This is a genomic window from Bacteroides rodentium JCM 16496 (assembly GCF_000614125.1).
GTDB lineage: Bacteria > Bacteroidota > Bacteroidia > Bacteroidales > Bacteroidaceae > Bacteroides > Bacteroides rodentium.
In genome coordinates, this window is sequence record NZ_BAKJ01000008.1 from 29,131 (window position 1) to 54,456 (window position 25,326).

Annotated in this window: 15 protein-coding genes and 6 pseudogenes; 13 read left to right on the plus strand and 8 right to left on the minus strand. The window is 48.8% G+C overall.

What is annotated here, in order from left to right; genetic code table 11:
- The first annotated feature begins 83 nt into the window (after nt 1-83).
- The 7 genes and pseudogenes from JCM16496_RS05310 (at nt 84) to JCM16496_RS05340 (ending at nt 5,640) form a co-directional block, all read left to right on the plus strand.
- Nucleotides 84-737, plus strand: coding sequence for a LysE family translocator (locus JCM16496_RS05310; RefSeq protein WP_025832834.1), 654 nt, complete (start codon nt 84-86; stop codon nt 735-737).
- A gap of 58 nt (nt 738-795) precedes the next feature.
- A complete protein-coding gene (locus tag JCM16496_RS05315) occupies nt 796-1,335 on the plus strand; it encodes a DUF4924 family protein (RefSeq protein ID WP_025832836.1) in 540 nt (179 codons plus the stop codon).
- Between the two features lie 42 nt (nt 1,336-1,377).
- Nucleotides 1,378-2,230: pseudogene (gene rfbD / locus JCM16496_RS05320) on the plus strand (dTDP-4-dehydrorhamnose reductase).
- 21 nt (nt 2,231-2,251) lie between these two features.
- On the plus strand, nt 2,252-3,826 hold the full coding sequence (locus tag JCM16496_RS05325; RefSeq protein WP_005826320.1) for a peptide chain release factor 3: 1,575 nt from the start codon (nt 2,252-2,254) through the stop codon (nt 3,824-3,826).
- 145 nt (nt 3,827-3,971) lie between these two features.
- The gene (locus tag JCM16496_RS05330) at nt 3,972-4,253 is read left to right on the plus strand and encodes a hypothetical protein (protein ID WP_025832839.1); all 282 of its coding nucleotides are present in this window, start codon (nt 3,972-3,974) and stop codon (nt 4,251-4,253) included.
- The gene (locus tag JCM16496_RS05335) at nt 4,250-4,561 is read left to right on the plus strand and encodes a type II toxin-antitoxin system RelE/ParE family toxin (RefSeq protein ID WP_025832844.1); all 312 of its coding nucleotides are present in this window, start codon (nt 4,250-4,252) and stop codon (nt 4,559-4,561) included. The genes JCM16496_RS05330 and JCM16496_RS05335 overlap by 4 nt, the downstream gene beginning before the upstream one ends.
- 53 nt (nt 4,562-4,614) lie before the next feature.
- Nucleotides 4,615-5,640, plus strand: a complete 1,026-nt coding sequence (locus tag JCM16496_RS05340) for a helix-turn-helix transcriptional regulator (protein WP_025832846.1) — start codon at nt 4,615-4,617, stop codon at nt 5,638-5,640.
- 129 nt (nt 5,641-5,769) lie between these two features.
- Here the strand turns inward: JCM16496_RS05340 and JCM16496_RS22640 are convergent, their stop codons facing one another.
- Nucleotides 5,770-5,928: a hypothetical protein gene (locus JCM16496_RS22640; protein ID WP_159102437.1), complete on the minus strand. Its 159-nt coding sequence runs from the start codon at nt 5,926-5,928 to the stop codon at nt 5,770-5,772.
- A 386-nt stretch (nt 5,929-6,314) separates the two neighbouring features.
- Between JCM16496_RS22640 and JCM16496_RS05355 the strand changes: the two genes are divergently transcribed.
- The 4 genes and pseudogenes from JCM16496_RS05355 (at nt 6,315) to JCM16496_RS05370 (ending at nt 10,363) form a co-directional block, all read left to right on the plus strand.
- The gene (locus JCM16496_RS05355) at nt 6,315-6,827 is read left to right on the plus strand and encodes an HU family DNA-binding protein (protein ID WP_439644517.1); all 513 of its coding nucleotides are present in this window, start codon (nt 6,315-6,317) and stop codon (nt 6,825-6,827) included.
- 160 nt (nt 6,828-6,987) lie between these two features.
- Nucleotides 6,988-7,245 carry an OadG family protein gene (locus JCM16496_RS05360; RefSeq protein ID WP_025832852.1) on the plus strand — a complete coding sequence of 86 codons (258 nt, stop codon included), beginning with the start codon at nt 6,988-6,990 and terminating at the stop codon, nt 7,243-7,245.
- A gap of 45 nt (nt 7,246-7,290) precedes the next feature.
- Nucleotides 7,291-9,129 carry a biotin/lipoyl-containing protein gene (locus JCM16496_RS05365; RefSeq protein WP_025832853.1) on the plus strand — a complete coding sequence of 613 codons (1,839 nt, stop codon included), beginning with the start codon at nt 7,291-7,293 and terminating at the stop codon, nt 9,127-9,129.
- Nucleotides 9,129-10,363, plus strand: a pseudogene (locus tag JCM16496_RS05370) (sodium ion-translocating decarboxylase subunit beta). The gene JCM16496_RS05365 and the pseudogene JCM16496_RS05370 overlap by 1 nt, the downstream one beginning before the upstream one ends.
- An 87-nt stretch (nt 10,364-10,450) precedes the next feature.
- On the opposite strand, the gene JCM16496_RS05375 reads toward JCM16496_RS05370, so the two are convergent.
- The 7 genes and pseudogenes from JCM16496_RS05375 to JCM16496_RS05405 form a co-directional block, all read right to left on the minus strand.
- Entirely contained in the window at nt 10,451-11,716 is a 1,266-nt protein-coding gene (locus JCM16496_RS05375) for a TolC family protein (RefSeq protein WP_128809461.1), read from the minus strand.
- Nucleotides 11,717-11,777: 61 nt separating this feature from the next.
- Nucleotides 11,778-13,753 (minus strand): annotated as a pseudogene (locus JCM16496_RS05380) (efflux RND transporter permease subunit).
- 82 nt (nt 13,754-13,835) lie between these two features.
- Nucleotides 13,836-14,801 (minus strand): annotated as a pseudogene (locus JCM16496_RS24880) (efflux RND transporter permease subunit); the annotation flags it as partial.
- A 50-nt stretch (nt 14,802-14,851) separates the two neighbouring features.
- On the minus strand, nt 14,852-15,904 hold the full coding sequence (locus JCM16496_RS05385) for an efflux RND transporter periplasmic adaptor subunit (RefSeq protein ID WP_025832856.1): 1,053 nt from the start codon (nt 15,902-15,904) through the stop codon (nt 14,852-14,854).
- A gap of 150 nt (nt 15,905-16,054) precedes the next feature.
- Nucleotides 16,055-18,372, minus strand: a pseudogene (locus JCM16496_RS05390) (family 65 glycosyl hydrolase domain-containing protein).
- A 221-nt stretch (nt 18,373-18,593) separates the two neighbouring features.
- Complete coding sequence (locus JCM16496_RS05400; RefSeq protein ID WP_025832858.1) at nt 18,594-19,967, minus strand: MFS transporter; 1,374 nt, start codon at nt 19,965-19,967, stop codon at nt 18,594-18,596.
- Between the two features lie 19 nt (nt 19,968-19,986).
- A pseudogene (locus JCM16496_RS05405) lies at nt 19,987-20,989 on the minus strand (LacI family DNA-binding transcriptional regulator).
- Between the two features lie 225 nt (nt 20,990-21,214).
- Here JCM16496_RS05405 and JCM16496_RS25225 point away from each other — a divergent pair.
- Both JCM16496_RS25225 and JCM16496_RS05410 read left to right on the plus strand, forming a co-directional pair.
- Nucleotides 21,215-22,192 carry a ligand-binding sensor domain-containing protein gene (locus JCM16496_RS25225; RefSeq protein ID WP_439644518.1) on the plus strand — a complete coding sequence of 326 codons (978 nt, stop codon included), beginning with the start codon at nt 21,215-21,217 and terminating at the stop codon, nt 22,190-22,192.
- A complete protein-coding gene (locus tag JCM16496_RS05410) occupies nt 22,131-25,103 on the plus strand; it encodes a hybrid sensor histidine kinase/response regulator transcription factor (RefSeq protein ID WP_439644519.1) in 2,973 nt (990 codons plus the stop codon). The genes JCM16496_RS25225 and JCM16496_RS05410 overlap by 62 nt, the downstream gene beginning before the upstream one ends.
- Nucleotides 25,104-25,326 lie beyond the last annotated feature (223 nt).

Genomic DNA, 25,326 nt, shown 5'->3' on the forward strand with positions numbered 1-25,326 from the left:
TCTTTACTTTTTAAAATCCTTTTCCATCGAAAAAACGTTAACACTATTCGTTCGTCTCACAAAAAAGTCCGATATTTGCAGCCATGATTCAGATAGAAACCATATTTGACATATTGTGGAAGGGGTTCATTATCGGCGTCATTGTGTCCGCGCCATTGGGTCCTGTAGGAGTATTATGCATTCAGCGTACTTTGAATAAAGGACGGTGGTATGGTTTCGTAACGGGGGTAGGAGCCTCGCTGAGCGACATAGCCTATGCCTTGCTGACGGGCTACGGGATGAGTTTTGTCTTTGATTATGTCAACAAGAACATCTTTTACCTGCAGCTTTTCGGAAGCATTCTTCTGTTGGCATTTGGCATTTATACGTTCCGCAGCAATCCGGTACAGTCCATCCGTCCGGTATCTACCAATAAGGGTTCCTATTTCCATAACTTCATAACGGCGTTTGCCGTCACACTTTCCAATCCACTGATTATTTTCCTTTTTGTAGGTCTTTTCGCCCGCTTCGCTTTTGTAAGTGAGGGCGTGCTGGTGTTTGAGGCTGTCACCGGATACCTGGCCATCGCATTGGGTGCTTTGGCTTGGTGGTTTGGCATAACCTTTTTTGTCAATAAGGTCCGTACACAATTCAACCTGCGCGGTATCTGGATACTGAATCGTATTATCGGGAGCATTGTCGTTGTGGTGTCTGTGCTGGGACTGGTGTTTACACTGATGGGTGAATCACTGTACTGAATTGACAATTGGCGATTGACAATTGAAAATTATAAGAATGGATAATTGACAGTTTGAAATGAAGATTGCGCAACAACTGAAAGAGAAGAATATAGCCGAATACCTTATATATATGTGGCAGGTGGAGGATTTGCTCCGTGCCAACGGCTGTGACATAGACCGGATACGCCAGAACCTCATTTTGCGCTATCCGGAGGAGGAACGGCCTGCGCTGGAAGAATGGTATGGAAACCTGGCGGATATGATGCGTGCGGAAGGCGTAACGGAAAAAGGACATCTGCAAATCAACCGGAATGTCATTCTGAACCTGACGGAGCTGCATGGCGAATTGCTGGCTTCTACGAAATATCCGTTCTATAATGCGGCTTATTTCAAGGCACTGCCTTTTATCGTGGAGCTGCGCCAGAAGAGCGGTCGGAAAGAGGAGTCTGAGGTAGACACTTGTTTCGAGGCGCTTTATGGAGTGCTGCTGTTGCGCTTGCAGAAGAAGGAAATCAGTCAGGGCACGGCAAAGGCTATGGAGGCCATCAGCGGTTTCGTCTCGTTGCTTGCCAACTATTATGACAAGGAGAAGCGGGGAGAATTGGAACTGGAGTGACTCCAATCGTAAATTGTAAATCGTCAAATCGTAAATAGAAAGATGAATATTCTGATAACCGGTGCCAACGGTCAACTTGGCAATGAAATGCGAGTGTTGTCGAAAGAAAACGGACAACATACTTGTTTTTTCACTGACGTGCAGGAATTGGACATTTGCGACGAACAAGCTGTGCACGGGTTTGTGAAGGACAACCGGATAGATGTAATCGTGAATTGCGCCGCTTATACGGCGGTGGACAAGGCAGAGGACAATCAGGAACTTTGCGACAAGCTGAATCATGTCGCGCCGGGCTATCTGGCTGCTGCTGCCGAAGCTTGCGGCGCTGCATTGATACAAGTGTCCACCGACTATGTCTTCGACGGAACCGGACACACCCCCTATACGGAAGAGGCGGCTACTTGTCCCAATTCGGTATATGGCTCTACCAAACTGGCAGGTGAGCAGGCGGTGATGAAGCATTGCAGCCGTGCATGATTATCCGTACGGCGTGGCTCTATTCCATTTATGGAAATAATTTTGTGAAGACGATGCTTCGTCTGGGACGTGAACGCGAGACACTGGGGGTTGTTTTCGACCAGATAGGCACGCCGACATACGCCAATGATTTGGCACGTGCCATTTTTGCGGCTGTCAACCGGGGGATTGTTCCCGGTGTCTATCATTTCAGCAACGAGGGAGTGTGCTCTTGGTATGATTTCACGTTGGCTATCCATCGCCTGGCCGGCATAAAGACCTGCAAGGTAAGCCCGTTGCATACGGATGAGTTTCCTGCCAAGCGCCGCGTCCGCATTATTCCGTGTTGGACAAGACAAAGATAAAGAAGACATTCGGTATCGATATACCCCATTGGGAGGCGAGCCTTGCCGTCTGCATGAAGAATTTGGAAGAGTGATTATTACTGACTAATTGATATATGGCCAATAACAACGAAATAGAGAGACGGAGAACGTTTGCGATTATCGCGCATCCGGATGCCGGTAAGACATCATTGACCGAGAAGTTGTTGCTTTTTGGTGGACAAATCCAGGTGGCGGGTGCCGTAAAGAGCAATAAGATAAAGAAGACGGCAACGTCGGACTGGATGGATATTGAAAAACAGCGTGGTATTTCCGTCACCACTTCTGTAATGGAGTTCGACTACCATGACTACAAGGTCAACATCCTCGATACTCCGGGTCACCAGGACTTTGCCGAAGATACCTACCGCACGCTGACGGCTGTGGACAGCGTTATCATCGTGGTGGACGGTGCGAAAGGTGTGGAAACACAGACACGCAAGCTGATGGAGGTCTGTCGTATGCGTAATACGCCGGTGATTATCTTCATCAACAAGATGGACCGTGAAGCCAAAGACCCGTTCGACCTGCTGGACGAGCTGGAGGAGGAACTGCACATCCACGTGCGTCCCTTGACGTGGCCTATCGAGAGCGGTGTCCGTTTCAAGGGTGTCTACAATATCTACGAGCATAACCTCAACCTCTACCAGCCCAGCAAGCAGGTAGTGACGGAGAAGGTGGAAGTGGACATCCATACCGAGGAGCTGGACAACCAGATTGGCGCCCAGCTGGCCGACAAGTTGCGCGGAGAATTGGAACTGATAGACGGTGTTTACCCCGAATTCGATAAGGAGGAATACTTGAAAGGGGAGCTTGCTCCCGTATTCTTCGGTTCGGCACTGAATAATTTCGGTGTGCAGGAACTGCTGGATTGCTTTGTGGAGATTGCTCCCAGTCCCCGTCCCGTGAAGGCGGAAGAACGTGAGGTGGAGCCGGAAGAACCTAAATTTACCGGATTCATCTTTAAGATAACCGCCAATATCGACCCGAATCACCGTTCATGTATCGCTTTCTGCAAAATCTGTTCCGGGAAGTTTGTACGCAATGCCCCGTACTTGCATGTACGTCATGGCAAGACGATGCGTTTCTCGTCGCCTACGCAGTTCATGGCGCAGCGCAAGACAACTGTCGATGAGGCTTGGGCGGGAGATATTATCGGCCTGCCGGATAACGGTACGTTCAAGATTGGCGATACGCTGACCGAAGGCGAGGCGCTTCACTTCAAGGGACTTCCGAGTTTCTCTCCGGAGATGTTCAAGTACATTGAGAATGCCGATCCGATGAAGCAGAAACAGCTTGCCAAGGGTATCGACCAGTTGATGGACGAAGGTGTGGCGCAGTTGTTCGTCAACCAGTTCAACGGGCGTAAGATTATCGGTACGGTGGGGCAGTTGCAGTTCGAGGTCATCCAGTATCGTCTGGAGAATGAATACAGTGCGAAGTGCCGTTGGGAGCCACTCAGTCTGTATAAGGCCTGCTGGATTGAGAGCGATGATGCGGCGGAGCTGGAAGCCTTCAAGAAGCGCAAATACCAGTACATGGCCAAAGACCGCGAGGGTAGGGATGTATTCCTGGCCGATAGCGGATATGTGTTGCAGATGGCGCAGATGGACTTCAAGCATATCAAGTTCCACTTTACGAGTGAGTTTTAAGCGATATGATTTTTGCTGACTCACGACTATAAATAATGCAGGTCGAAGAGAAAGAAGAGGTACAAAGTAATGAAAAACTTTGTACCTCTTTATTTATTGTGGGAAGAAAGTGTTACCTTTGTTTTCTATATAATATGCATTGATTATGAAAACAGTTGAATTGGATGCTTGCCGAAATGAATTGGCTCGTGATATATTGGCTACTGACAATATGGAGGTGTTGCGGACGGTGCGTCGTGCTTATCGTCGTGCGGTGGACCGGGCCAAGTTAAGAGCAGAGAAACTGAAGGTCGAGGAGCTTGCTCCTTATACGGTGGAGGAACTGGACGCACGGATTGATGAGGCGGAAACGGAGTTTGAAGCCGGAAAGGGAGTCGCGGCAGAAGTGGCGCATCAGCGTATGAAACAATTTATTGCGGGATTATGAGAGTTGAATGGTCATCTCGTGCCTTGCATGAATGGGAAAATACGTTACGCTATATTTTTCGTGAATTCGGCAGGAAAGCTGCCGAGGAGTTTGAGCGGGATATATTCCGGTGGGAGGAGCGTATAGCCGTAAATCTTGAGTTGGCTCATCAAGAACCTTTGCTGAAAAATCGGGCTAAATTTTATAGGGGATTGATTGTGAGTAAACATAATAAATTGATTTTCTATGTAGAAGAAGAGGTCGTTTACATTGCAGACCTTTGGGATATGCGCCGTGAACCTTCGCGGTTATCAAAACATTTAAAGTAAGCTCATTCCTTACCGATTTTACACCTTACTTATTATAAACACAAAATTTCAAGATGAAGCACACCTCTTTCTTCCTCCTGCTCCTCCTCCTTTTAGGCCTGACAGCCTGCTCGAAATCTTCCGGTAAAGCTTTGATGAACTACGAACAGTCCCTCGTCCGTGCCGACTCACTGGTGCAGTGCGGTGCTGTCGACAGTGCCCAGACCGTCTGTTTGCTTTCCGACCTGCACCGTGAATACGAGCAAGTAAAGGAACTTTCCGGTGGAAGCCTTGTCCGTCTGAAGCCGGTCGATAGGCGGAAACAATTTCTGTGGGGTGTATTCACCGCTCTGATGATAGGCCTGAATGTATGGCTATCCATCAAGGACATCAAGTTCTCCAAAGAACGCAAGCACCGCCGTTATCTGGTCGGTTTGAGTGAGAATGAACAACGCCTGCGCAGCAATGAACGCGAACGTGAAGAGCTGGAAGAGTGCCTGCGGGAAATGTCCTTGACGGATGAAGAGCGGGAAGAGGTACGCCAGTCTCTGATGAACCTTATGGCGCACGGCCATCTGCTGCACGAAGAGAATGAATCTCTCCGTACCCGCCTCAAAGAGTACGACAAGCTCCCTTTGCCCCGGGAGCTGGAACTGCTTAGGCAGCAGGGAGAGCGCGCCAGCCTGCTGGGTAAGCAAGTGCAGGCACTTACTTCCACGCTGATAGATGGTGACGAGATGTTGGAACGCCTGCATCGCCAGCCTAAGTTTCTTACCGATGCCCAATGGAAATATCTTCGCGAACTTGCCGACCGTGTTTACAGTGGCTTCACCCTTCACCTTGCCGAACGTTTCCCCCAGCTTACACCTGCCGACTCTCAGCTTTGCCTGCTGATGTGTCTACGCTTCAGCAATGCCGAAATTGCCACACTGACGGCTGTTTCGCCTGCTTCCGTTTCCCAGCAGAAGTTCCGCTTGAAGAAGCGGCTGATGCAGACAGATGAGGAGCTGTTTCAGGGTGGGGAGACAGTGGACGCGGTGGTGTGCGGTTGCTGTTTACAATATCATGACAAAGTGTTGTCGCGAAATCGGGAAGCTTGATGGAGGTAGGCTTTGTCGTTAGATGAGGCAGCCTCTGTCGTTATGAGAGGCAATCTCAGTCGTTATGGAAGGCAACCACAGTCGTTATCTTTGATTACCCCCGTCAGAACCCATTCTGGCAGGGATTTTTTACTCCAGAATAACGAATTCGGTATTTGGAGCTACTTTGGTGGAATTGCGATAAAACACTACATGTTGTGGAGCTTTTAAAAAGTCGGTACGGCGGCAAATGAATGTTTCCGGCTTTATTCGTTCACTGTTTTCTGCTATCCGGCTCTTGGGCTGCATGGTAGAGATGCTTTATCTTCCAGGTATTCATTATCAGTCCGTTACCTATACTCGTTGTAGAGATTCTTATGGTTTTCTTTATTTCCAGCTTTTGTTCTTGCTGTTATGCTGTAGAGTATCTGTTTTTGTAATTCATTGATTGATTGTATTTTGCGTAAAGCTGTTGTAGAGGCTCTTTTCTTGTTTTCCCCTCTTGTGTACCCTAACTTTGCAACATCGAATTTGAGAAGAACGAAAGATTTAATCGTTGAGGCCTCACGGTGCATTTCTTTCTTCTATCTTCTTAAAAGAGACGGGACTTCGGTCAGTCCTTAACCCGACCGGTCAAAGCGGTGATGACAAGTTCGCTTGCAACTATTATCTATTTACTTAATACTTTATTAATTATGTTTTATAAGAAAACTCAACAGAAAATCAATGGGTTGTGGTATCCTAAATCTATTACATGGGGCAAAGCCATTACCACCAACCAGGTTGCGGACCAATTGGCATTACTCTCTACGGTGACCCGTGGTGATGCATATGCTATCGTCAAGAATCTGGGAAAGGTACTTTCGCTCTACATGGCACAAGGGCGTACGGTGAAAATAGACGGAGTGGGCACTTTCTATTATACGGCAGCTGCCAACAAGCAGGGAGTGCAGACATCCAAGGAGGTGAGCGCTTCTCAGATAGTAGGAGTGCGCGTCCGGTTCATTCCTGAGGTGGAACGCGATGTGAACAGTAAAGTGATTACCCGCAGTATGGTGGATAATAATATATGCTGGGAAGAGTGGGGCAAGACCTCTTCTTCCGGTGGCAGCAACCCCGATGGCGGCAACCAGGGCGGCAACGACGGCGACCAGGGAGAGAACCCGCTGGCTGATTCTGCCCGTCCCGCCAATTGCCCCTTTTTTTGACATAAATGGGGCATTATACACTTCCCGTACCACCTCTCCGGTAGTGCGGGAAGTGACGTTTTAGCATCTTTTATTATTTTTTACCACCTTTCTTTAATGGATAATCGCTAATTTCGAACGATTTTTTTTAAATCCCACGGAATAACTAATAAATTATAATATGGAAAACTTGAACATAGCGTTTCTGCTGATGGTGGTAGGTATGGCAACAGTCTTTGCTATCCTGCTGATTGTTATTAACTTAGGGAAAGCTCTTATTGCATTGGTGAATAAATATGCGCCCGAAGAGGTGGCACCGGCCAAGGCTGCGGCAAATGGTCCTGCACCTGTCCCCGGTAATATTTTGGCGGCTATCAGTGCTGCCGTTACAGTGGTGACACAAGGTAAGGGTAAGGTAGCTAAGGTAGAAAAAATCTGAAACAATAATCTTATATAAAAACAAAAACACACCGAATAATTTAGTATGAAAAAAGAAATTAAATTCAGCTTGGTATTCAGGGACATGTGGCAGAGTGCCGGAAAATATGTGCCCCGCGTTGACCAGCTGGTGAAAGTAGCTCCCGCCATCATCGAGATGGGTTGTTTTGCGCGCGTGGAAACCAATGGCGGAGGTTTTGAACAAGTAAATCTGCTGTTTGGAGAGAACCCGAATAAAGCCGTGCGCGAGTGGACGAAGCCGTTCCATGAAGCCGGCATCCAGACCCACATGTTGGACCGTGCCCTGAATGGCCTCCGCATGAGTCCCGTGCCTGCCGATGTGCGCAAGCTGTTCTATAAGGTGAAGAAAGCGCAGGGTACGGACATCACGCGTACCTTCTGCGGTCTGAATGATACCCGCAATATCATCCCTTCCATCGGTTATGCACACGATGCCGGAATGATTTCCCAATGCTCGCTTTGCATCACCCATTCACCCATCCATACCGTAGAATACTACACGAATATGGCTTTGAAGCTTATCAAGGCAGGTGCCGACGAAATCTGTATCAAGGATATGGCAGGCATCGGACGTCCGGTTTCTCTGGGTAAGATTGTGGCCAATATCAAGGCAGCGCATCCCGATATTCCTATCCAGTACCATAGCCATGCGGGGCCCGGTTTCAATATGGCAAGCATCCTTGAAGTGTGCGAAGCGGGTTGCGACTATATCGACGTAGGCATGGAACCGCTTTCCTGGGGTACGGGACATGCCGACTTGCTCAGTGTGCAGGCCATGCTGAAGGATGCAGGCTTCCAGGTGCCCGAAGTCAATATGGAGGCATATATGAAAGTACGCGCACTCATCCAGGAGTTCATGGACGACTTCCTTGGCTTGTACATCAGCCCGCGCAACCGCCTGATGAACTCCCTGCTGATTGGTCCCGGACTGCCGGGTGGCATGATGGGCAGTCTGATGGCAGACTTGGAATCCAATCTGGAGTCCATCAACAAATACAAGGCAAAACGCAACCTGCCCTTCATGAAGCAGGATGAGCTGCTCATCAAGTTGTTCAACGAAGTGGCATATGTTTGGCCGCGCGTAGGTTATCCCCCGTTGGTGACTCCGTTCAGCCAGTACGTCAAGAACCTTTCCATGATGAATGTCATTGCTATGGAGAAGGGCAAGGAACGCTGGGGTATGATTGCTGATGATATTTGGGATATGCTGCTGGGCAAAGCTGGTAAGTTGCCGGGTGAATTGGCACCTGAACTTATCGAGAAAGCAGAGCGCGAAGGACGCAAGTTCTTTACCGGTAATCCGCAGGACAACTATCCCGATGCTCTGGACAAGTACCGCAAGCTGATGAAGGAGAACAAGTGGGAATTGGGCGAGGACGATGAAGAACTCTTCGAATACGCCATGCACCCGGCTCAATACGAGGCTTACAAGAGTGGAAAGGCCAAACAGGACTTCCTGGGGGATGTGGAAAAACGCCGTGCCGAACGCGACAAGTCTCCGCTGGACGATGCCAAACCCAAGACGCTTACCGTGCAGGTGGACGGTCAGGCTTACCGCGTGACAGTGGCATACGGCGACATCGACCTGCCTGCTTCGGCCACCGATAAAGTGACCGCTCCCCCTGTAGGCGAAGGTCAGGACGTTCCGGCTCCGCTTGAAGGCAAATTCTTCTTGACAAAGAATGCGCAGGAAACTCCGTTGAAAGTGGGTGATAAGGTGAAGAGTGGTGACCTTCTCTGCTATATCGAAGCTATGAAGACATACAATGCCATCCGTGCAGACTTTGATGGAACGGTTGTTGCCATCTGCGTCAATCCGGGTGACTCTGTTTCTGAAGATGATGTATTAATGAAGATAGGATAATGGAAGATATATTTGCAAAACTCTATGATATGACGGCCTTCAGCAACATCATTGCCGATCCGTCGTTCCTCGTGATGTATGCCATCGCTTTCATCCTGCTTTATTTAGGCATCAAGAAGCACTACGAACCACTGTTGCTGGTGCCCATCGCTTTCGGTGTGCTCATCGCCAACTTCCCCGGTGGTGATATGGGTGTGATTCAGGCAGATGAAAACGGAATGGTTATGGTAGGCGGGGTGATGAAGAATATCTGGGAGATGCCGTTGCACGAAATAGCCCACGACCTCGGACTGATGAACTTCATCTACTATATGTTGATTAAGACCGGCTTCTTGCTCCTGTCATCTTTATGGGTGTGGGTGCGTTGACAGATTTTGGCCCGATGCTCCGCAACTTGCGCCTCTCCATCTTCGGTGCGGCTGCCCAGTTAGGAATCTTTACCGTACTGCTTTGTGCCGTATTGATGGGCTTTACCCCTAAAGAAGCAGGTGCATTGGGCATTATCGGTGGTGCCGATGGACCTACGGCTATCTTTACTACCATTAAGCTGGCTCCTCATTTGCTGGGGCCGATTGCCATTGCAGCTTATTCCTACATGGCGCTGGTGCCTGTCATCATTCCGATGGTAGTGAAACTGTTCTGCACCAAGAAGGAACTGATGATTAATATGAAGGAGCAAGAGAAACTTTATCCTTCAAAGACTGAAATCAAGAACTTGCGTGTATTGAAGATTATCTTCCCGATTGCAGTGACTACGATTGTTGCCTTGTTTGTACCTACGGCAGTACCTTTGATTGGTATGCTGATGTTCGGTAACTTGATTAAGGAAATCGGTTCTGATACAAGCCGTTTGTTTGATGCGGCAGCCAATAGTATCATGAATGCGGCTACCATCTTCTTGGGATTGAGTGTCGGTGCCACGATGACCAGTGAGGCATTCTTGAATTGGACGACTATCGGTATTGTGATTGGTGGTTTCCTGGCATTTGCATTGTCCATTACGGGAGGTATTTTCTTTGTGAAGCTGTTCAATCTGTTTAGCAAGAAGAAGATTAATCCGTTGATTGGTGCTACCGGCCTGAGTGCCGTGCCCATGGCAAGCCGCGTCTGCAATGATATTGCAACGAAGTATGACCCGAAAAACCATGTACTGAATTACTGTATGTCCAGTAATATTTCCGGTGTAATCGGCTCGGCTGTTGCGGCGGGTGTACTGATTTCATTCCTGGGATAAACTTGTCAGTAAGAAAAAGATAAAGAAACTCCGGTATGGCTTTGTAAAGCTATGCCGGAGTTTTTTATATAGTTTTTGGGGAGTATTTCATTCACTAACCACCTTCCTATATTCAGCCACCGCCATCTTCTCCGCCAGATACGCATCAATCAGGTTGGTGTGTGCCTGTGTCCACGAGAGTTGTGCGGACAATACATCTGCCATGCTGGCTTTTCCTTCATTATAAGAGAAGGTGACAAGGTCCAGATTCTCTTCGGCGAGTGTCATATTCTCCCGGGCTGTCTTGACTTGCTGTTCAGTTTCCGTCAGTTTTGTGGTGGCTGCGGAGAGCTCTTCCAGAATATTGTCCGTTACATAGCTTTGTTGCAGCTTCTGTATGCCGATATAGGCTTTCTGTTGGCGGTTTGTCTTGAAGCGGGCTCCCCAACGGAAGATGGGGATGCTGACATTGACCCCTGCGACGGGAGTATGAGGTACATCCTGCCCCATATAGGCGATTCCCGTGTCCCAACCGGTAGCGAGGAACATGCTGACTTGTGGGTTGTAGCGGCTGAGGGCGGCATGCCGTTGCGCTTCACTGCGGGCGATGTTCACGGAGGTACTGGCATATTCTGCTCGGCGGGGCAACACATCATCCAGGCCCAAAGGAATGATGGGGGCAGTCGGTATGTCTATTTCGGCTATGCTGTCTATGGGAGCGTCCGGTTCCGAGCCCATAAGGATATTCAGTTTTTGCAGGGCAAGGGCATGGTTCTGGCGTGCCTTGATGTACTGCAATTCGGCCTCCTTACGCCGGGTGGAAATCATCAGCAAGTCTGTGCGGCTGATGGCACCGTCATCAAAGCGGTCTTGGATGATGTCGTACTGCTGTTGTACAATATTCTGAAAGGTAGCCGCGGCTTTCAGACCGGCACGGGCGGCAGAGGCATTCCAATAGACGGCGTCACTTTGATAGTGTATCTGGTCGAGGGTCAGCTCTGTGGTAAGTTGGTCCAGTACCTCTTCGGCTTGCGCCACTTTCTTTTGGGCTATTAGGGAGCCTCCGGTATAAAGCGGCTGCGTCAAGGTGGCAAGTGCCTGATAGGTATAAGGGCGGTAGTCCCCTTTCGGACTGTTCCATTGGTCCAGATGATTGAGATTGGCGGTACCCTCGGCGGTGATGTCAATCTGGGGCAGGAAACCGGTGGAGGCAATCTTGCGTGCCTCGGTACTGGCGAATGTTTTCAGATGCTGTTGTTTCAGAATCTGGCTGTATGCTTCTACCTTGTCGCGGTATTCTTCGCGGCTCAGATATTGCTGTGCTCCGGCATTCATTCCAAAGCCACAGAGTAGTATAAATAGAATCTTCTTCATGATATATCACAAATGCATTAAACAAAACTATTCCCCTTCTCCTTTAGGAGACTGGGGCTTTTTAGATTTTATGAATGGCGCAATAAGCCACCGGCAGCACGAATAGTGTCAATGCCGAGGCTACCAGTAAACCACCCATGATGGTTGCCGCCATGCCGCCGAACATGGCGTCGAACAATAACGGCAACATTCCCAGGATAGTGGTACCCGATGCCATGGCCACCGGGACAATACGGGTGGTCGTTGCACTGATAACGGCTTCACGCGGTGCTTTTCCGGCAGCGGTTTCCGTATCAATCTGGTCTACCAACACGATGGCATTCTTGATATTCATTCCAATCAGCCCCAGCAAGCCGAGGATGGAGAAGAAGTCGAATGATTTCCCCAATACCACCAGTCCCAGTACAATACCTATAAAGATGAGCGGCAGCATCAGCAGGATAACAATCGGTTTCCGGTAGCTGCGGAACAGAAACAGCAAGGTGACGAACATAAGGAAGAATGTCAACGGCAGGTTGGCTGCCAGTGCGGCATTGCTTTCTGCCTGGCTTTCCTGCTCTCCGAAGTATTTCATGGTGTAACCTTCGGGCACTTCAATCTCCTCTTGCACCTGCTTCCATATGCGGTTGAAGGCGGCAATGGCATTCACACCGCGGCGTGGGTCGGCCTGTGCCATCATCACCATCTGCCGGTTGTAGTCTTTCACGTTGGAGAACTTGTACTGGAAGTCGAACCGACTGACGACTTGTTCCAGAGTGGTTGTTTCGCGTGCAGTGCCGAATACGGGGAGTGTACGCAAGTCGTTGATGCGGAAAGAGTCGATGGTTTTATCCTTCAACAGAACGGGAAGTACTTGGTCTCCTTCCCTATATTCTCCAAGTGTCATGCCGTTCGTACCGATCTGGATACTCTGTGCCATGCTTTGCCGGGAGATACCCAACGGTTGTGCACGCTCCTGACTGTAAACGGGATGCCATACCGGTATCTTGTTACCCCAGGAGTTACGCACGTTGATAAGTTCGCCGTCACGGTGCATAATGTCCAGAGCCTTGTTGGTCAGCATGACCAGCGTATCCGTGTTATTGCCGATGAACCCGATTTCGATGGCGGCATCTACGGCCGGAGAGAGCTTGAACAACATGGTACGGGTGATGGCATTGGGATAGTTGGCCTTCATGTAGGCATCGAGGTTCTCTTCTTGCTCCTTGGTATATTTGCTGTCCGTTACTTCCACCAGGATATTGGCGAAGTTCGGTTTGGGGCCGACGGAAGTGGAGGCCAGATAGTAACGCAACGGCGTGCTGCCGAATGTGACGGATACCCGTTTCACTTCCGGCTGCTGCATCAGGTGCGCTTCCACCTTTTTCATCTCGGTTTCTACTTCGCGGATGCTGTACCCGTCCGGATAGAATACATCTGCCGAAAGTAGGGTTTGTCCAGAGAAGGGAAGAAGTTCTGGGGCATCAGTCCCATGACGATGAGGGAGAGGATGAACAGTGCTGTAATGCTTCCAAGGGTCAACGCCTTCTTGCGTATCAGTGTGCCGAGGATGGAGGCGAATTTATGGTAGAAAGGCTTGTCGTATGGGTCCTTGCCACCATCTTTAGCCTTTGCTTTCAGTATGAGGTTGCCGAATGTAGTGGTTTGTGTCAACGCCAGCACCCAACTTAATCCCAAGGAAATGGCCAGCACTACGAATAGAGGTTTCACGATTTCGGCTACGGAAGAGGGAGCCAGATACAGTGGCAGAAACGAACAGATGGCAATGAACGTTGCTCCCAGTAATCCCCATTGGGGACCGGTGGCACCGTCTATCAGCGCTTTCCGGCGGTCGATGCCGCGGGCAATGGCAATCTGGGCATTATCTGTCACCACGATGGCATTGTCCACCAGCATTCCCATGGCTATGATGAATCCGGCGAGGGAGGTCCGGTTCAGACCTACGCCAAGAAACGACATAATGAGCAGGGTACCTCCGATAGAGAATATAAGGGAAGAGCCAATCAGTACTCCTGCACGCATGCCCATCACCAGCATGATGATTACAATCACAATCAGGATGGATTCTATCAGATTGATGATGAACGTTGTTGGCTTCTTTGGCAATCACGTTTTCGGGATACAGACTTTCCAGTTCCAGTCCCACGGGGATGAGGGGCATGAGTTCGGCAAGCCTCCGGTCTACCAGTTCACCGGTTTTTACCACATCCTTTGTAGGGTCGGTGGAGATGCCGATACCGATGGCGCGCTTTCCGTTGACGTGCATGATATTGCCGGGAGGTTCCATGTATCCTTTTTCAATGATGGCGATGTCGCCCAGCTTGACTTGTCCGCCGGAGGTAGTGATAACCTGGTTGCGGATATCATCGACAGTCGTGTAGGTACCGTTGGCCACGATGCGCAACTGTTGTTCTCCGGTGCTGATTTCACCCGTATTGATAATCTGGTTCTGCGATTGCAGCAGGCCGGCCAGCTGCTTGGGGTCGATACCCATTCCTGCCAGCTTGTTTACGGAGATGAATATATGGATGACCTCTGTCTGTGTACCGAAAAGGGCTACCTTCATCACACCGTCTGCCGTGATGACTTGTGTCTTGATTCGTTCCGCCCAGTTTCTCATTTCTTCATAAGAGAAACCGTCGTCACCCACCAGGCCGTAATAGATGCCGAAAACGTCTCCAAAATCATCCGAGACGGTCGGCACAGAAGAGCCTGCGGGCAGTTGGGGCTGTATGTTGAGCACTTTGCGCCGCAGTTCGTCCCACTTCTGCGGAATGGATGCGGCAGAGAGTGACGGTTGCAGTTCGAAGGTTATCTTGGAGAGTCCGTACATGGACTCTGACTTTATCTTGTAGACGCCGCTCATCGACTGTATCTCTCGGGAGATGGGTTCGGTGACGAGCCGTTCCACTTCTGCCGGCTCCGCTCCCGGGTAGCGTGTCATGATGACTGCCGACTTGATGACGAAAGGTGCGTCTTCCTTCTTTCCTAACCTGTCGAATGACAGTATGCCGCCGATAAGCAGCACAGCCAGAAAGAAGTAGACTATCTTTGTGTTGTCTAATGAATATTTGGCTAGATTCATAATGAATATTTTTTAGATAAATGGGGAATGTAATGTGCCAATGTGATTAATCACATTAGCACCTTTATAACTTCTCCTTCTGTCAGCTGGTATACTCCGGCTGTCACAACGGTTTCTCCCGGTTCCAACCCTTTAGAGATAAGCAGGTTTGCCTCTCCCGTTGGAGAATAAACGGTCACTTCGCGGCGGCTGACTTTATTACCTTCCACCACCCATACATACGTTTTCCGGTTTTCACTGTCGCCGAATACGGCGCTTAACGGTACATTCATCTGCTTTTCTTCCAGAAAGGGAGCAACATCCGATGCCAGCTTTATCTTGCATGTGAATCCCGGTTTTACGTCATAACGTGTACGGTCAAAGTGCGGGTCGTCAATTGTTATTGTCACCGGAATACCCGTCCCTGCTGTGGAGATGTCAAGATACTCTTCCAGTCTGGCATCGAAAGCCTCTGCTGGGTAGCTGTCGAACACCACCTTGAACTTTACGTCCTTGGCACGGAGCAGATAGAGATAATCATCCGGTACGGTGAACTTGATTCGTAGCTTTTGTGTATTTACCAGCTGTACAACCCCTTCTCCCGCATTGACACGCTGATAGTTCTCTACCAGCCGTTTTTCGATGGAACCCTCGAAAGGGGCTGTCAGCCGCGTATCCCGCATATTGTTGCCGGACAATTCGTAGGCGGATTTTGCTTTCTGATAGTTGGCTACGCTGATTTCGTATTCCTGCACAGAGATAGCCTGGCGGCCAAGCAGCCGTTTATTACGTTCCACTTGTGCGGCAGCTGTTTCGTAGGCAGCCTTGTCGGCTGCATATTGCAGGGAGATGTCGCGTGGGTCGATGGCGGCAATCAGTTGCCCCTTCTTTACCCGCTGTCCCTCTACAACCGGGAGATTGATGATTTGTCCGCTGACGCGGAAGGCCAGTCTCACATATTCCACGGCTTCCACCATTCCGGAGAAGTCTTTGCGGATAACCGACTGTGAACTGACTTGCGCAGTCTTCACCGGTCGGATAAGGGTATTGCTACCCTTTTGTTTTTGCCCGCACGACGTGATGAGCAACGCCATGACCAGGGCGAAAAGAAACATTTTTTTCATTGGTAAACAAGTTATTCGTTCAGGTATATCTAAAAACATAAAACCGGGAAAACAACCAAATGTTCTCCCGGTTATAGGATAAATGATGATTTAATGTGCCAATGTGCTAATTGGCTGCGCAATGTTTATGCTGCGCTATCATGCCGCAGGTCATTGGCACATTAGCACATTAATTTTCAATTCCGTCCCCCGTTCCAGCGTATATGGGTGTCCGTAGACTTGTATGTCCATTTTGCTGCCTGCTGTAAGCGAGATTTCGATTTCTTTTCCTACCCGTATGTGAAGTGTGCTTTTCAGATAATTCACCTTGAATGAATAGCTGTCCCATTTTTGCGGTATGACGGGAGAGAAACACAACGTCTCCTTCAGCACCTGCATACCTGCAAATCCGCGTACGATGGCCAGCCAGCTGCCGGGCATACTGGTTATGTGCAGACCTTGGTCCGCTTCGTTGTTGTAGTCGTCCAGGTCAAGCCGTGTGGCATGCAGGAAAAGCTGGTAAGCTTTTTCCACTTTGCCGATGCGTGCAGCCAGGATGGAATGGATGTGGGGAGAAAGGGAGGATTCGTGTACGGTCATCGGCTCATAGAACTCGAAATTGCGGCGGACGGTTTCCGTGTCGAAATAGAAATAATAAAGGTAAAGTCCGAGCAATACGTCGCTCTGCTTGATGTAGCAAGAGCGCAGAATGCGGTCCCATGACCAATGTTGGTTGATGGGGCGTTCTTCGGCAGGAATGTTGTCTGTACTTTCCAGTACTTTATCCATATAGCCGTCATTTTGGATGAAAATACCCCGTTCTTTGTCTTCCGGCAGATACATGTGTTCGATGATGTCTCTCCACCGGGCACTTTCCTTCACTTGGTCGAGATTGGTGATGCGGCGTATGTGGGCATATTCATCCGGATATTGCTGTGCCACCATCTCCAGAAAACGGAGGGTCATCTTGAGGCACTGTATGCAGGAATAGTTGGTGTACCAGTTGTTGTCCACATTGTTTTCGTATTCGTCCGGGCCGGTAACCCCCAGTATGACATATTTTTGTTTGGGTTGGGAGAAGGATACCCGTTGGCTCCAGAAACGGCTGACGGCAATCATTACTTCCAGGCCATATTTAGCGATATAGTCCATATTGCCCGTCAGCGCTGCATGCTGAACGATGGCATAGACAATGATATTGTTACGGTGGATTTCCTCGAAGGTTATTTCCCATTCGCTGTGGCATTCCTCTCCATTGTTGGTTACCTGCGGAAACAACGCTGCACCGTCCTTGAAACCCAGTTTGCGGGCGTTCTCTATGGCCTTGGGCAACTGGTTGTAGCGGTAGGTCAGCAGATTCTGTGCGATGTCCTTCGGAGTGGAGAGGAGGAAGAAGGGTACACAACACAGTTCCGTGTTCCAATAAGTATTGCCGCCATATTTTTCTCCGGTGAATCCTTTGGGGCCGATGTTCAGGCGCGGGTCATCTCCCCGGTAAGTCTGATACAGCTGGAATATGTTGTACCGGATACCTTGTTGCGCTTCCGGGTCCCCTTCGATGACGACATCCGTTTCGTCCCAGATTTCCTGCCAGGCCCTTCGATGCTCTTCTACCAGCGTATTCCAGCCTATGCTCTTGGCTTCGCGTGCCTCGGCCACGGAGTGCTCCACCAATTCACTCCGTTCGTGGTAGAGGGAAGATGCAATGGCGGTGTATTTGATGAGTGTCACGTTGTCTCCGGGTTTCACGTCGGCACCTACGCTGAAACCGGTCTGCTTTTCCTTTTCTATCCGTATGGGGTTGGCAGTGGTTTCCTTGTTGTTTTTGAAGAATTGGTAAGTCATGGCGTAGCACACTTGTGCATTTTCCCGGCGGGTCTGTGTCCAGAGATAGGCACAGCTGCTGGTAGAACCGGAACGCAGGATGTTCCATATTTTCAGGTTTGGCTGGTCGGCGTCGTCTACTATATTCCCGTCAAGGATGGGCACGAGTGAGATTCTGCCGGTATAGTTGATGGAAGACACGCTGTACTTGATGAGACAGAGGTTGGGTCTTGCCATATTTGTGATATGCTCTACATGGATGCGGAGCTGGTTTCCGCGAGGAGACGTCACCTCCATGTCCCGGTAGGAGATACCTTCCTTCATATCCAGCGGCGGTTGAAGCTGTCGACATCCCAGCCTGCCAAATCGAGTTCCTCATCGATGAGGCGCAGGTTGATGCGGCTCCAGTCGGCAGCCTTGGGTATGCGGGTGTAATATGGGGGAAATCCGTTCTTCCACCATCCTACGCGGGTTTTGTCCAGGAAAGTGATGCCGGCCACAAATGAACCACGGTAACTGTCACTGCTGTAAGGCTCCTCAAAATACCCCCGTTGCCCGAAACGTCCGTTTCCGAGACTGAATATACTTTCCGACATCCGTTGGCGGTCGGGGTGGAATTGGTCTTCGATGATGTTCCATTCATCGGTCTTGAGGTATTTCTTCATGGCGACGTGTTTTCTGTAGTTATCGCCGTAAAGTTAAGCAATATGCGGAAATAAAGAAGAAAAGTAAGGACAAAAATAAATAAAGGCAAGGAAAGACACCAAATAAGCACCGGGAAAGATATTGCTCGGCACCGGGGAAGGCATCGTTCCCCGGTGCCGAACGATGCCTTCCCCGGTGCCGGTCAATATCCCTGCTTCAGGATGTTTTGTGGGGGCGATTCTCAGTTTGCTTTCTCCCCTTTGGTCTCTTTGATTAAATATACACAGAAAGCACCGATTATCAGCATGACCCCTGCCAACACAAGCATGTTGATTTCAGGAGGCAGTCCTCCTTTGGGAGTAAACAAGGCAAGGATGCTGCCGCCCAAGGCTGCCGCTATAATCTGCGGAATACAGATGGTACCGTTGAACAGTCCCAAATAGGTACCCATATGTCCTCCGCTCAGTGCATTGGTCAAGATGGTGAACGGCAGTGCCAGCATGGCAGCCCATGCGCAACCTATCAGCAAGAAGGAAATGAACAGCATATAAGGGTCGTGCATGAAATAGGTGGAAATGAAACCTATACCTCCCAGAACAAGGCTGAGTGAGTAGACCCGGCGGCGGTCCTTGAACATCGGTATACAGATGGCCCAAAGCACAGAGCCGATGGCTTGTACAGCAAACAGTACACCTACCCAGTCGGCGGCATTCTGATATTGCAGGCTTTTGGTGTCGAGTACTACTTTGGTCACACCATCTACCAAGTGCTCTACCGTAGGAGCGTCAAAAGCATTGGCAGCGATGCTGCCGTTGGTATAGGTCCACATGAACATAAAGGCAAACCAGCAGAAGAACTGTACCAGTCCTACAGTCCAAAAAGCCTTCGGAGCCTTGATGAGCAGCTTCAGCATGTTGGTCTTTTCATGTTCCTCTTCTTCGGTGATGCCGTGATATTCAGCATATTCGGCAGGCGGCATCTCCTTCACCTTGACTGATGTATAGATAACGCAGAATATCAGAATGGCGGCTCCTATATAGAAAGAGTAAATTACCGAGTCGGGGATTACTCCTTGGGGAGCTGTATTGCTGATGCCAATCCATGCAAAGATGAACGGGAAGAGATAGCCCACCAGGCTGCCTGCATTGCAGAGAAAACTCTGGATGGAGTAGGCGAGCCCTTTTTGTTTTTCGTTCACCATGTCGCCCACCATCATTTTGAAGGGTTGCATGGCCATATTGATGGAGGTGTCGAGGAACATCAGCGATACCAGTCCGAAAATCATGGCTGTACTTACTGCCATGCCGAAGCTTCCGGCATTGGGTAGCAGGCACATGACGAGTACGGCCACCAACGAACCTATAAACAGATAAGGAATGCGCCGTCCGAAGCGTGTCCAGGTCTTGTCACTGGCGGCTCCCACGATGGGTTGTACAATGATACCTGCCAACGGCGGTAATATCCAGAAATAACTCAAATTATGCGGGTCTGCACCCAAAGTGGAAAAGATACGGCTGATGTTTGCACTCTGCAAAGCATATGCAATCTGTACGCCGAAAAAACCAAAGCTGATGTTCCACAGCTTCCAGAAACTTAAATCGGGTTTTACTTTCATGATGATTTAATATGTTTTATTATTTCGTTGTTCCTCTTATCACCAGATTGGTACGTACTATCTTGTTGTTGTTTTTCTCTTCTCCCTCCAGCTTTCCGGTCAGAATGCTGAAAGCGCTTTTACCTACTTCCTCGCCATGCTGCTCCACGGTAGTCAGCTTCGGTCGGTACTTTGGGCAATGGCTCCGTCGGTGAATCCGCAGATGGATACTTCATCGGGAACTTTTACGCCGACTAGTTTGCAGGCATACAGTATGCCCGAAGCTGTCTCGTCGTTGATGGCAAAGAAACCGTCAGGGCGGTTTTCGCTTTCCAGCAGGTCGGGAGTGATGGAGATGGCGCGTTCACGGGTGTCGCACAACAGAATCATGCTGTCGTCCACCGGAATTTTATACTTCTTCATGGCATCCAGGTAGCCGTTCCGGCGATTCTTGGTAATCTCCAGGTGGGGAGCCGCACCATAGAAAAGGATGCGCTTGCATCCGGTCTGTATCATGTATTCCACGGCGGCAAAGGAGCCGGCATAGTCGTCCACCACCACTCGCTCGGTTTTCAGCCCCGTACATATACGGTCGTAAAAGACGATGGGAATATCATTATTCAGCAATTCCTGGTAATGGTCGTATTGGGAAGTGTCCTTGGCAAGTGAAGCGATGATCCGCAGACGCGGGCGGCAAGGAACGAGTGTACAATCTTCACTTCCTGCTCGTACGATTCGCTGCTCTGCGCCACTATGATGTTATAGCCGGCGCCTGCCGCCGCTTTCTCAATTCCGCTCAATACGCAGGAAAAGAAGTGGTGTACCAGTTGGGGGACAATGACGCCGATGGTATTGCTGCGGCTTGCGCGGAGGTTTACAGCCAGTACATTGGGCTTGTAGTTATGTTCGCGCGCGTATGTATGTACAAGGTCACGGGTTTCCTTGCTGATGTCCGGATTGTCTTTCAGCGCTCTTGACACGGTGGAAGGGGAGACATTCAGCGCCCGGGCAATATCCTTGATGGTAATCTGCGGTTTATTCATGGTATAGTTTTGAGGACAAAGATAAGGTAAACTTCCCTAATCCGATTGCAAAAATAACGTAATATGGTAAATTGTGCTTATTCGTTGAGGTTTATCGGGTTGTAAGTTTGTGCAAACGATTGCGGTTTCTTATCTTTGTCCGGACCTTTAATGAATATAACCTTGAGTATGTACAAATATATTCTTTTTGTTTTTATACTTTTACAGACTGTCCTTCCTAGCCGTATGTGTGCACAGAAGCCCGATTATCGGTTGTTTCAGAATATCAGTCTAGGGACAGAGGCATCTGTCATCAGCTGTTTTCTGCAAGATACACAAGGACTGGTATGGATAGGTTCGGATAAAGGTCTGTTCAGCTATGACGGCTATTCCACCCAACCGCATTTCATCTTTGGCGAACGTAGCAATACGCGTATTTATTGCGGAGAAGTAGTAGACAGTACCTATCTTTATCTGGGAGCAGACAACGGGTTATTGATATACAATTACCGGACAGATACTTATGAGGAACCGGGAGTTGATTTTCCGACGGACATCCGTACACTGGTGATGTACGATGGATTGCTGTGGTTGGGCACACTGAACGGGCTGTATACGTATCATCCACAGACCCGTGAGATTTCTTCCGTAAAGGAAGGCATCCCTCATCAGACAATTTACTCTCTTATCCATTCTTCAGACCATCAGCTTTACATTGGTACCTATAATGGCTGTTGCCGCTATACATCCGCTACCGGACGTTTTGAAATGATAGAACTACCTGCTAGCAGGAATAAAAGTAATCTGTTTGTAAACTCTTTGTTGGAAGATGCGGTGAGGAAATGTATTTGGATAGGTACGGAAGGATGTCTTTTCAAATATACTCCTGCCGACGGGCAAATACAGAGAATTGATGCTTTTCATGACAATTCTGTCAAATCAATGGCTTTGGATGGATATGGGCAATTGTTGGTGGGGACAGACAATGGACTGTACATATACGGAGAAGATTCACCTTTACAGCATATCGTGCATGATTCGCGGAACCTCCAGTCACTGTCCAACAACATTGTATGGACTGTTTATGCGGATTGTGAACGGAATATCTGGCTGGGAACGGACTATGGCATATCTATGGCACGTTGTAAAGAGACATTACGCTATGTTCATATCGCGGATTACCGGGACGGGGGAAGGAAACCAGTTTTATTCCATGTTGCGTGATGTGCATGGTAATTTTTGGTTTGGGGGAACAAATGGACTTATCCGTTTCACGTTTTCTGAGGAGGAAAGGCCGGAAGGCCGGGTGCCGGGAAAGGGCAGGGATGTTACCTGGTACAAGATGGGAGATAAGAATTTTCCTTTGACCCATAACCGGGTACGACAGTTGTATGAAGACCGGGACGGATACCTTTGGGTGGCAACAGACGGGAGCATCAGCCGCTATGATGAGGAAAGTCGCCAGTTTATATCTTATAGTATAGTAGACAGTACCCGTCGCTACAATACTAACTGGGCATATGGCCTTTTCGAAGACAAGAATGGAAAGTTATGGGTAGCTACTTGTTTGGGCGGTATTTTTGTCGTAGACAAACATAAACTGCTGCATGCCTCTACACAACCATATGTAGCCGAAGGAACCTATTCCATACACAATGGTTTGTCGGGTATGTTCATCAACCAGATGGTTCCCGACAGTGAAGGAAATGCACTGGCCCTGCTCAGTAGTGCCAACAGTATTGAGAAAATAAATTCTTCTACCAATAATATTACCCATATTGCTTCAGGAGAGTTCAAGGAGGGGCAAAGGCCCAATTTTGTCTTGTGTGCCGAGGATGGTTGTATTTGGATTGGCTTTCCCGGTGGAGTAATGCGTGTGGAGCCTTCGGATAATAGGGTAAAGGTTTTGCCGTTCGATGCTTTCAATCATTATGAAGTGCTTTCCATGATAGAGGCTGAAGGAAAGATATGGATATCCACTACTGACGGATTTTGGGTGGCAGACCAGCGGACATTGGAAGTGCGACGCCTGAGTATTGCCGACAAACGTTTTACCAGCTTGTTCTTTGATAGGAAAGAGGGTGAGCTATACTTGGGCACAGCGGATGGCTTTGCCATTTCCTCCCCGGATGCATTGCTGGCGGAACATCCGGAACGCCCGTTATTGCTGACAGCCCTTTATGTGAATAACCGGCTTTATTTGCCCGGTTCGGAGAAAAACTGCCGGAGCATCCGTCTTATGGAACAGATAAACTTGGAGTACAACCAGAATAATCTTGCTTTTGAACTGTCGGATTTGCCTTACTCGCTGGAGGAGAAAAGCAGGATTGTATATCGTCTGGAAGGGGTAGAGCGTGAGTGGACTCTTCTGGCTCCCAATACCAACCGCATCATTTATAATAATCTGGATTATGGAAACTATCGGTTAATGGCAAGTAAGCTGGATTCCTATGGCAAACCCTTTGAACAAATATATAGTTTGGATGTCCATATCCTTCCACCATGGTACTATACTTCGTGGGCGAAGGCATTTTATATGCTGTTATGCTGTGCTTTGATTATTTGGACCATTCACTTTTTCCGTGTGAAAAACCGCTTGAAACTGGAACATTTGGAAAAGGAGAAGATTTTGGAACAGTCGCGTGCCAAACTGGAATTCTTTACCAATCTTTCCCATGACCTCAAGACACCTTTAAGTATGATTATTGCTCCTATCAGCAGGATGCTGCCGGAAATCAGGAATCAGCAGGAGAAGAAGCAGCTCGAATTGGTTCAGCGCAATGCCATGAAACTGAATTCATTGATTCATCAAGGGCTGGACTTGAACCGGGTGGATAGCGGCAATAGGACTTTATTGATTTTATCACAGATAGAACTGGTCTCTTTTGCACGTGATTTGCTTGCACTCTATACAGAAGGGAAAATGAAGGAAAAACAGCTCGCTTGTGAATTTCGGACGAACCGGGAACAACTATACATTCAGATGGATGCCATCAAGTTGGAGTCTGTTTTGGATAATCTGCTTTCCAATGCTGTGAAATATACGCCGGAAGGCGGAACTGTTACTCTTTCTTTGGATGCTCCCGAAGGTGGGAGGGAGGTGTATATCTCTGTGGCAGATACCGGTACCGGAATACCAGTTCAGGACCAACCGTATATTTTCCAGCGTTTCTTCCAATCATCCAAGACTGCGGGAAAAAATGAGGGAACTGGAATCGGACTTTATTTGGTGAAAACCTATACGGAATTGCATGGTGGCAATGTTCGGCTGATGTCAGAGGAGAATGTTGGTACTACGGTAACCCTGACTTTGCCGGTTGTGAATCAAGAGCAGACAGCTCCGGTAGGGGTACCTGATTCATCACCGGATATTCTTTCACCGGATGCTCCTCTTGTATTGATTGTAGATGATAATGCGGAAGTGGCGGAATTCATTTATCAGATTCTGCATGCCAAGTATCGCTGTCGTGTGGCAGAAAATGGTAAATCCGGATTGGAGCTTGCCATGGAATTGCTGCCCGATTTGATTGTTTCGGATGTAATGATGCCTGTAATGGATGGGTTAGAGATGGTACGGCGTTTGAAAAAACATATCCCTACATCCACCATCCCAATCATTCTGCTGACGGCTAAGAGTGATAAGGAGACAGAACTCGAGAGTATACAGTTACACGTTGATACCTTCATAGCCAAACCTTTCGAGCCGGATATCCTGCTCTTGCGGGTGGAGCAGTTACTCTCCAGCAAGCAGACTCATGAGGCCAAGGCGCGTATGGAGGTACTTGCTACTCCGAAAGCGATAGAGGCCGTTTCGTATGACGAGAAATTTTTGGCAAATGTCACCCGCCTGATAGAAGAGCATATTTCGGATTCCGAGCTGAATGTGAATACCCTTTGTGACTGGGCGGCGACCAACAACAAGCAGATGTACCGCAAACTGAAACAGCTGACGGGAATGACCCCTGTGGAATATATCAAGTCCATCCGCATGAAAAAAGCAGCCATGTTGTTGCAGCAGAAAAAGTTTACAGTGGCAGAGGTAATGTATATGGTAGGCTTTTCCAATCACTCTTATTTTTCTAAATGTTTTCAGGCAGAGTTCGGACTTCCCCCTAAACAATACGCGGCGGAATAATGCCGCTTTTATAAGGACAAACCCTCATCAGAATATATCTGGTGAGGGTTTGTCCTTTTTTTATCCTCTTATGTCCGATATCTGCTTTCGGGGAAAATGATGTTGCTCTAAATTTGCCGGTGAAAGGCAAGACCTAAATTTGATAGCGGAAGAATAGACTCCTGGTTACAGATACTTTCTTACGTACAAATATACAGATAATTGATATTGTTAACTTTAATTT

Excerpts from the sequence above, each read along its gene's own strand:
- JCM16496_RS05310 (WP_025832834.1), top strand. The coding sequence starts at position 84 with ATGATTCAGATAGAAACCATATTTGACATATTGTGGAAGGGGTTCATT.
- JCM16496_RS05315 (WP_025832836.1), top strand. The coding sequence starts at position 796 with ATGAAGATTGCGCAACAACTGAAAGAGAAGAATATAGCCGAATACCTT.
- JCM16496_RS05325 (WP_005826320.1), top strand. The coding sequence starts at position 2,252 with ATGGCCAATAACAACGAAATAGAGAGACGGAGAACGTTTGCGATTATC.
- JCM16496_RS05330 (WP_025832839.1), top strand. The coding sequence starts at position 3,972 with ATGAAAACAGTTGAATTGGATGCTTGCCGAAATGAATTGGCTCGTGAT.
- JCM16496_RS05335 (WP_025832844.1), top strand. The coding sequence starts at position 4,250 with ATGAGAGTTGAATGGTCATCTCGTGCCTTGCATGAATGGGAAAATACG.
- JCM16496_RS05340 (WP_025832846.1), top strand. The coding sequence starts at position 4,615 with ATGAAGCACACCTCTTTCTTCCTCCTGCTCCTCCTCCTTTTAGGCCTG.
- JCM16496_RS22640 (WP_159102437.1), bottom strand. The coding sequence starts at position 5,928 with ATGCAGCCCAAGAGCCGGATAGCAGAAAACAGTGAACGAATAAAGCCG.
- JCM16496_RS05355 (WP_439644517.1), top strand. The coding sequence starts at position 6,315 with ATGTTTTATAAGAAAACTCAACAGAAAATCAATGGGTTGTGGTATCCT.
- JCM16496_RS05360 (WP_025832852.1), top strand. The coding sequence starts at position 6,988 with ATGGAAAACTTGAACATAGCGTTTCTGCTGATGGTGGTAGGTATGGCA.
- JCM16496_RS05365 (WP_025832853.1), top strand. The coding sequence starts at position 7,291 with ATGAAAAAAGAAATTAAATTCAGCTTGGTATTCAGGGACATGTGGCAG.
- JCM16496_RS05375 (WP_128809461.1), bottom strand. The coding sequence starts at position 11,716 with ATGAAGAAGATTCTATTTATACTACTCTGTGGCTTTGGAATGAATGCC.
- JCM16496_RS05385 (WP_025832856.1), bottom strand. The coding sequence starts at position 15,904 with ATGAAAAAAATGTTTCTTTTCGCCCTGGTCATGGCGTTGCTCATCACG.
- JCM16496_RS05400 (WP_025832858.1), bottom strand. The coding sequence starts at position 19,967 with ATGAAAGTAAAACCCGATTTAAGTTTCTGGAAGCTGTGGAACATCAGC.
- JCM16496_RS25225 (WP_439644518.1), top strand. The coding sequence starts at position 21,215 with ATGTGTGCACAGAAGCCCGATTATCGGTTGTTTCAGAATATCAGTCTA.
- JCM16496_RS05410 (WP_439644519.1), top strand. The coding sequence starts at position 22,131 with ATGTTCATATCGCGGATTACCGGGACGGGGGAAGGAAACCAGTTTTAT.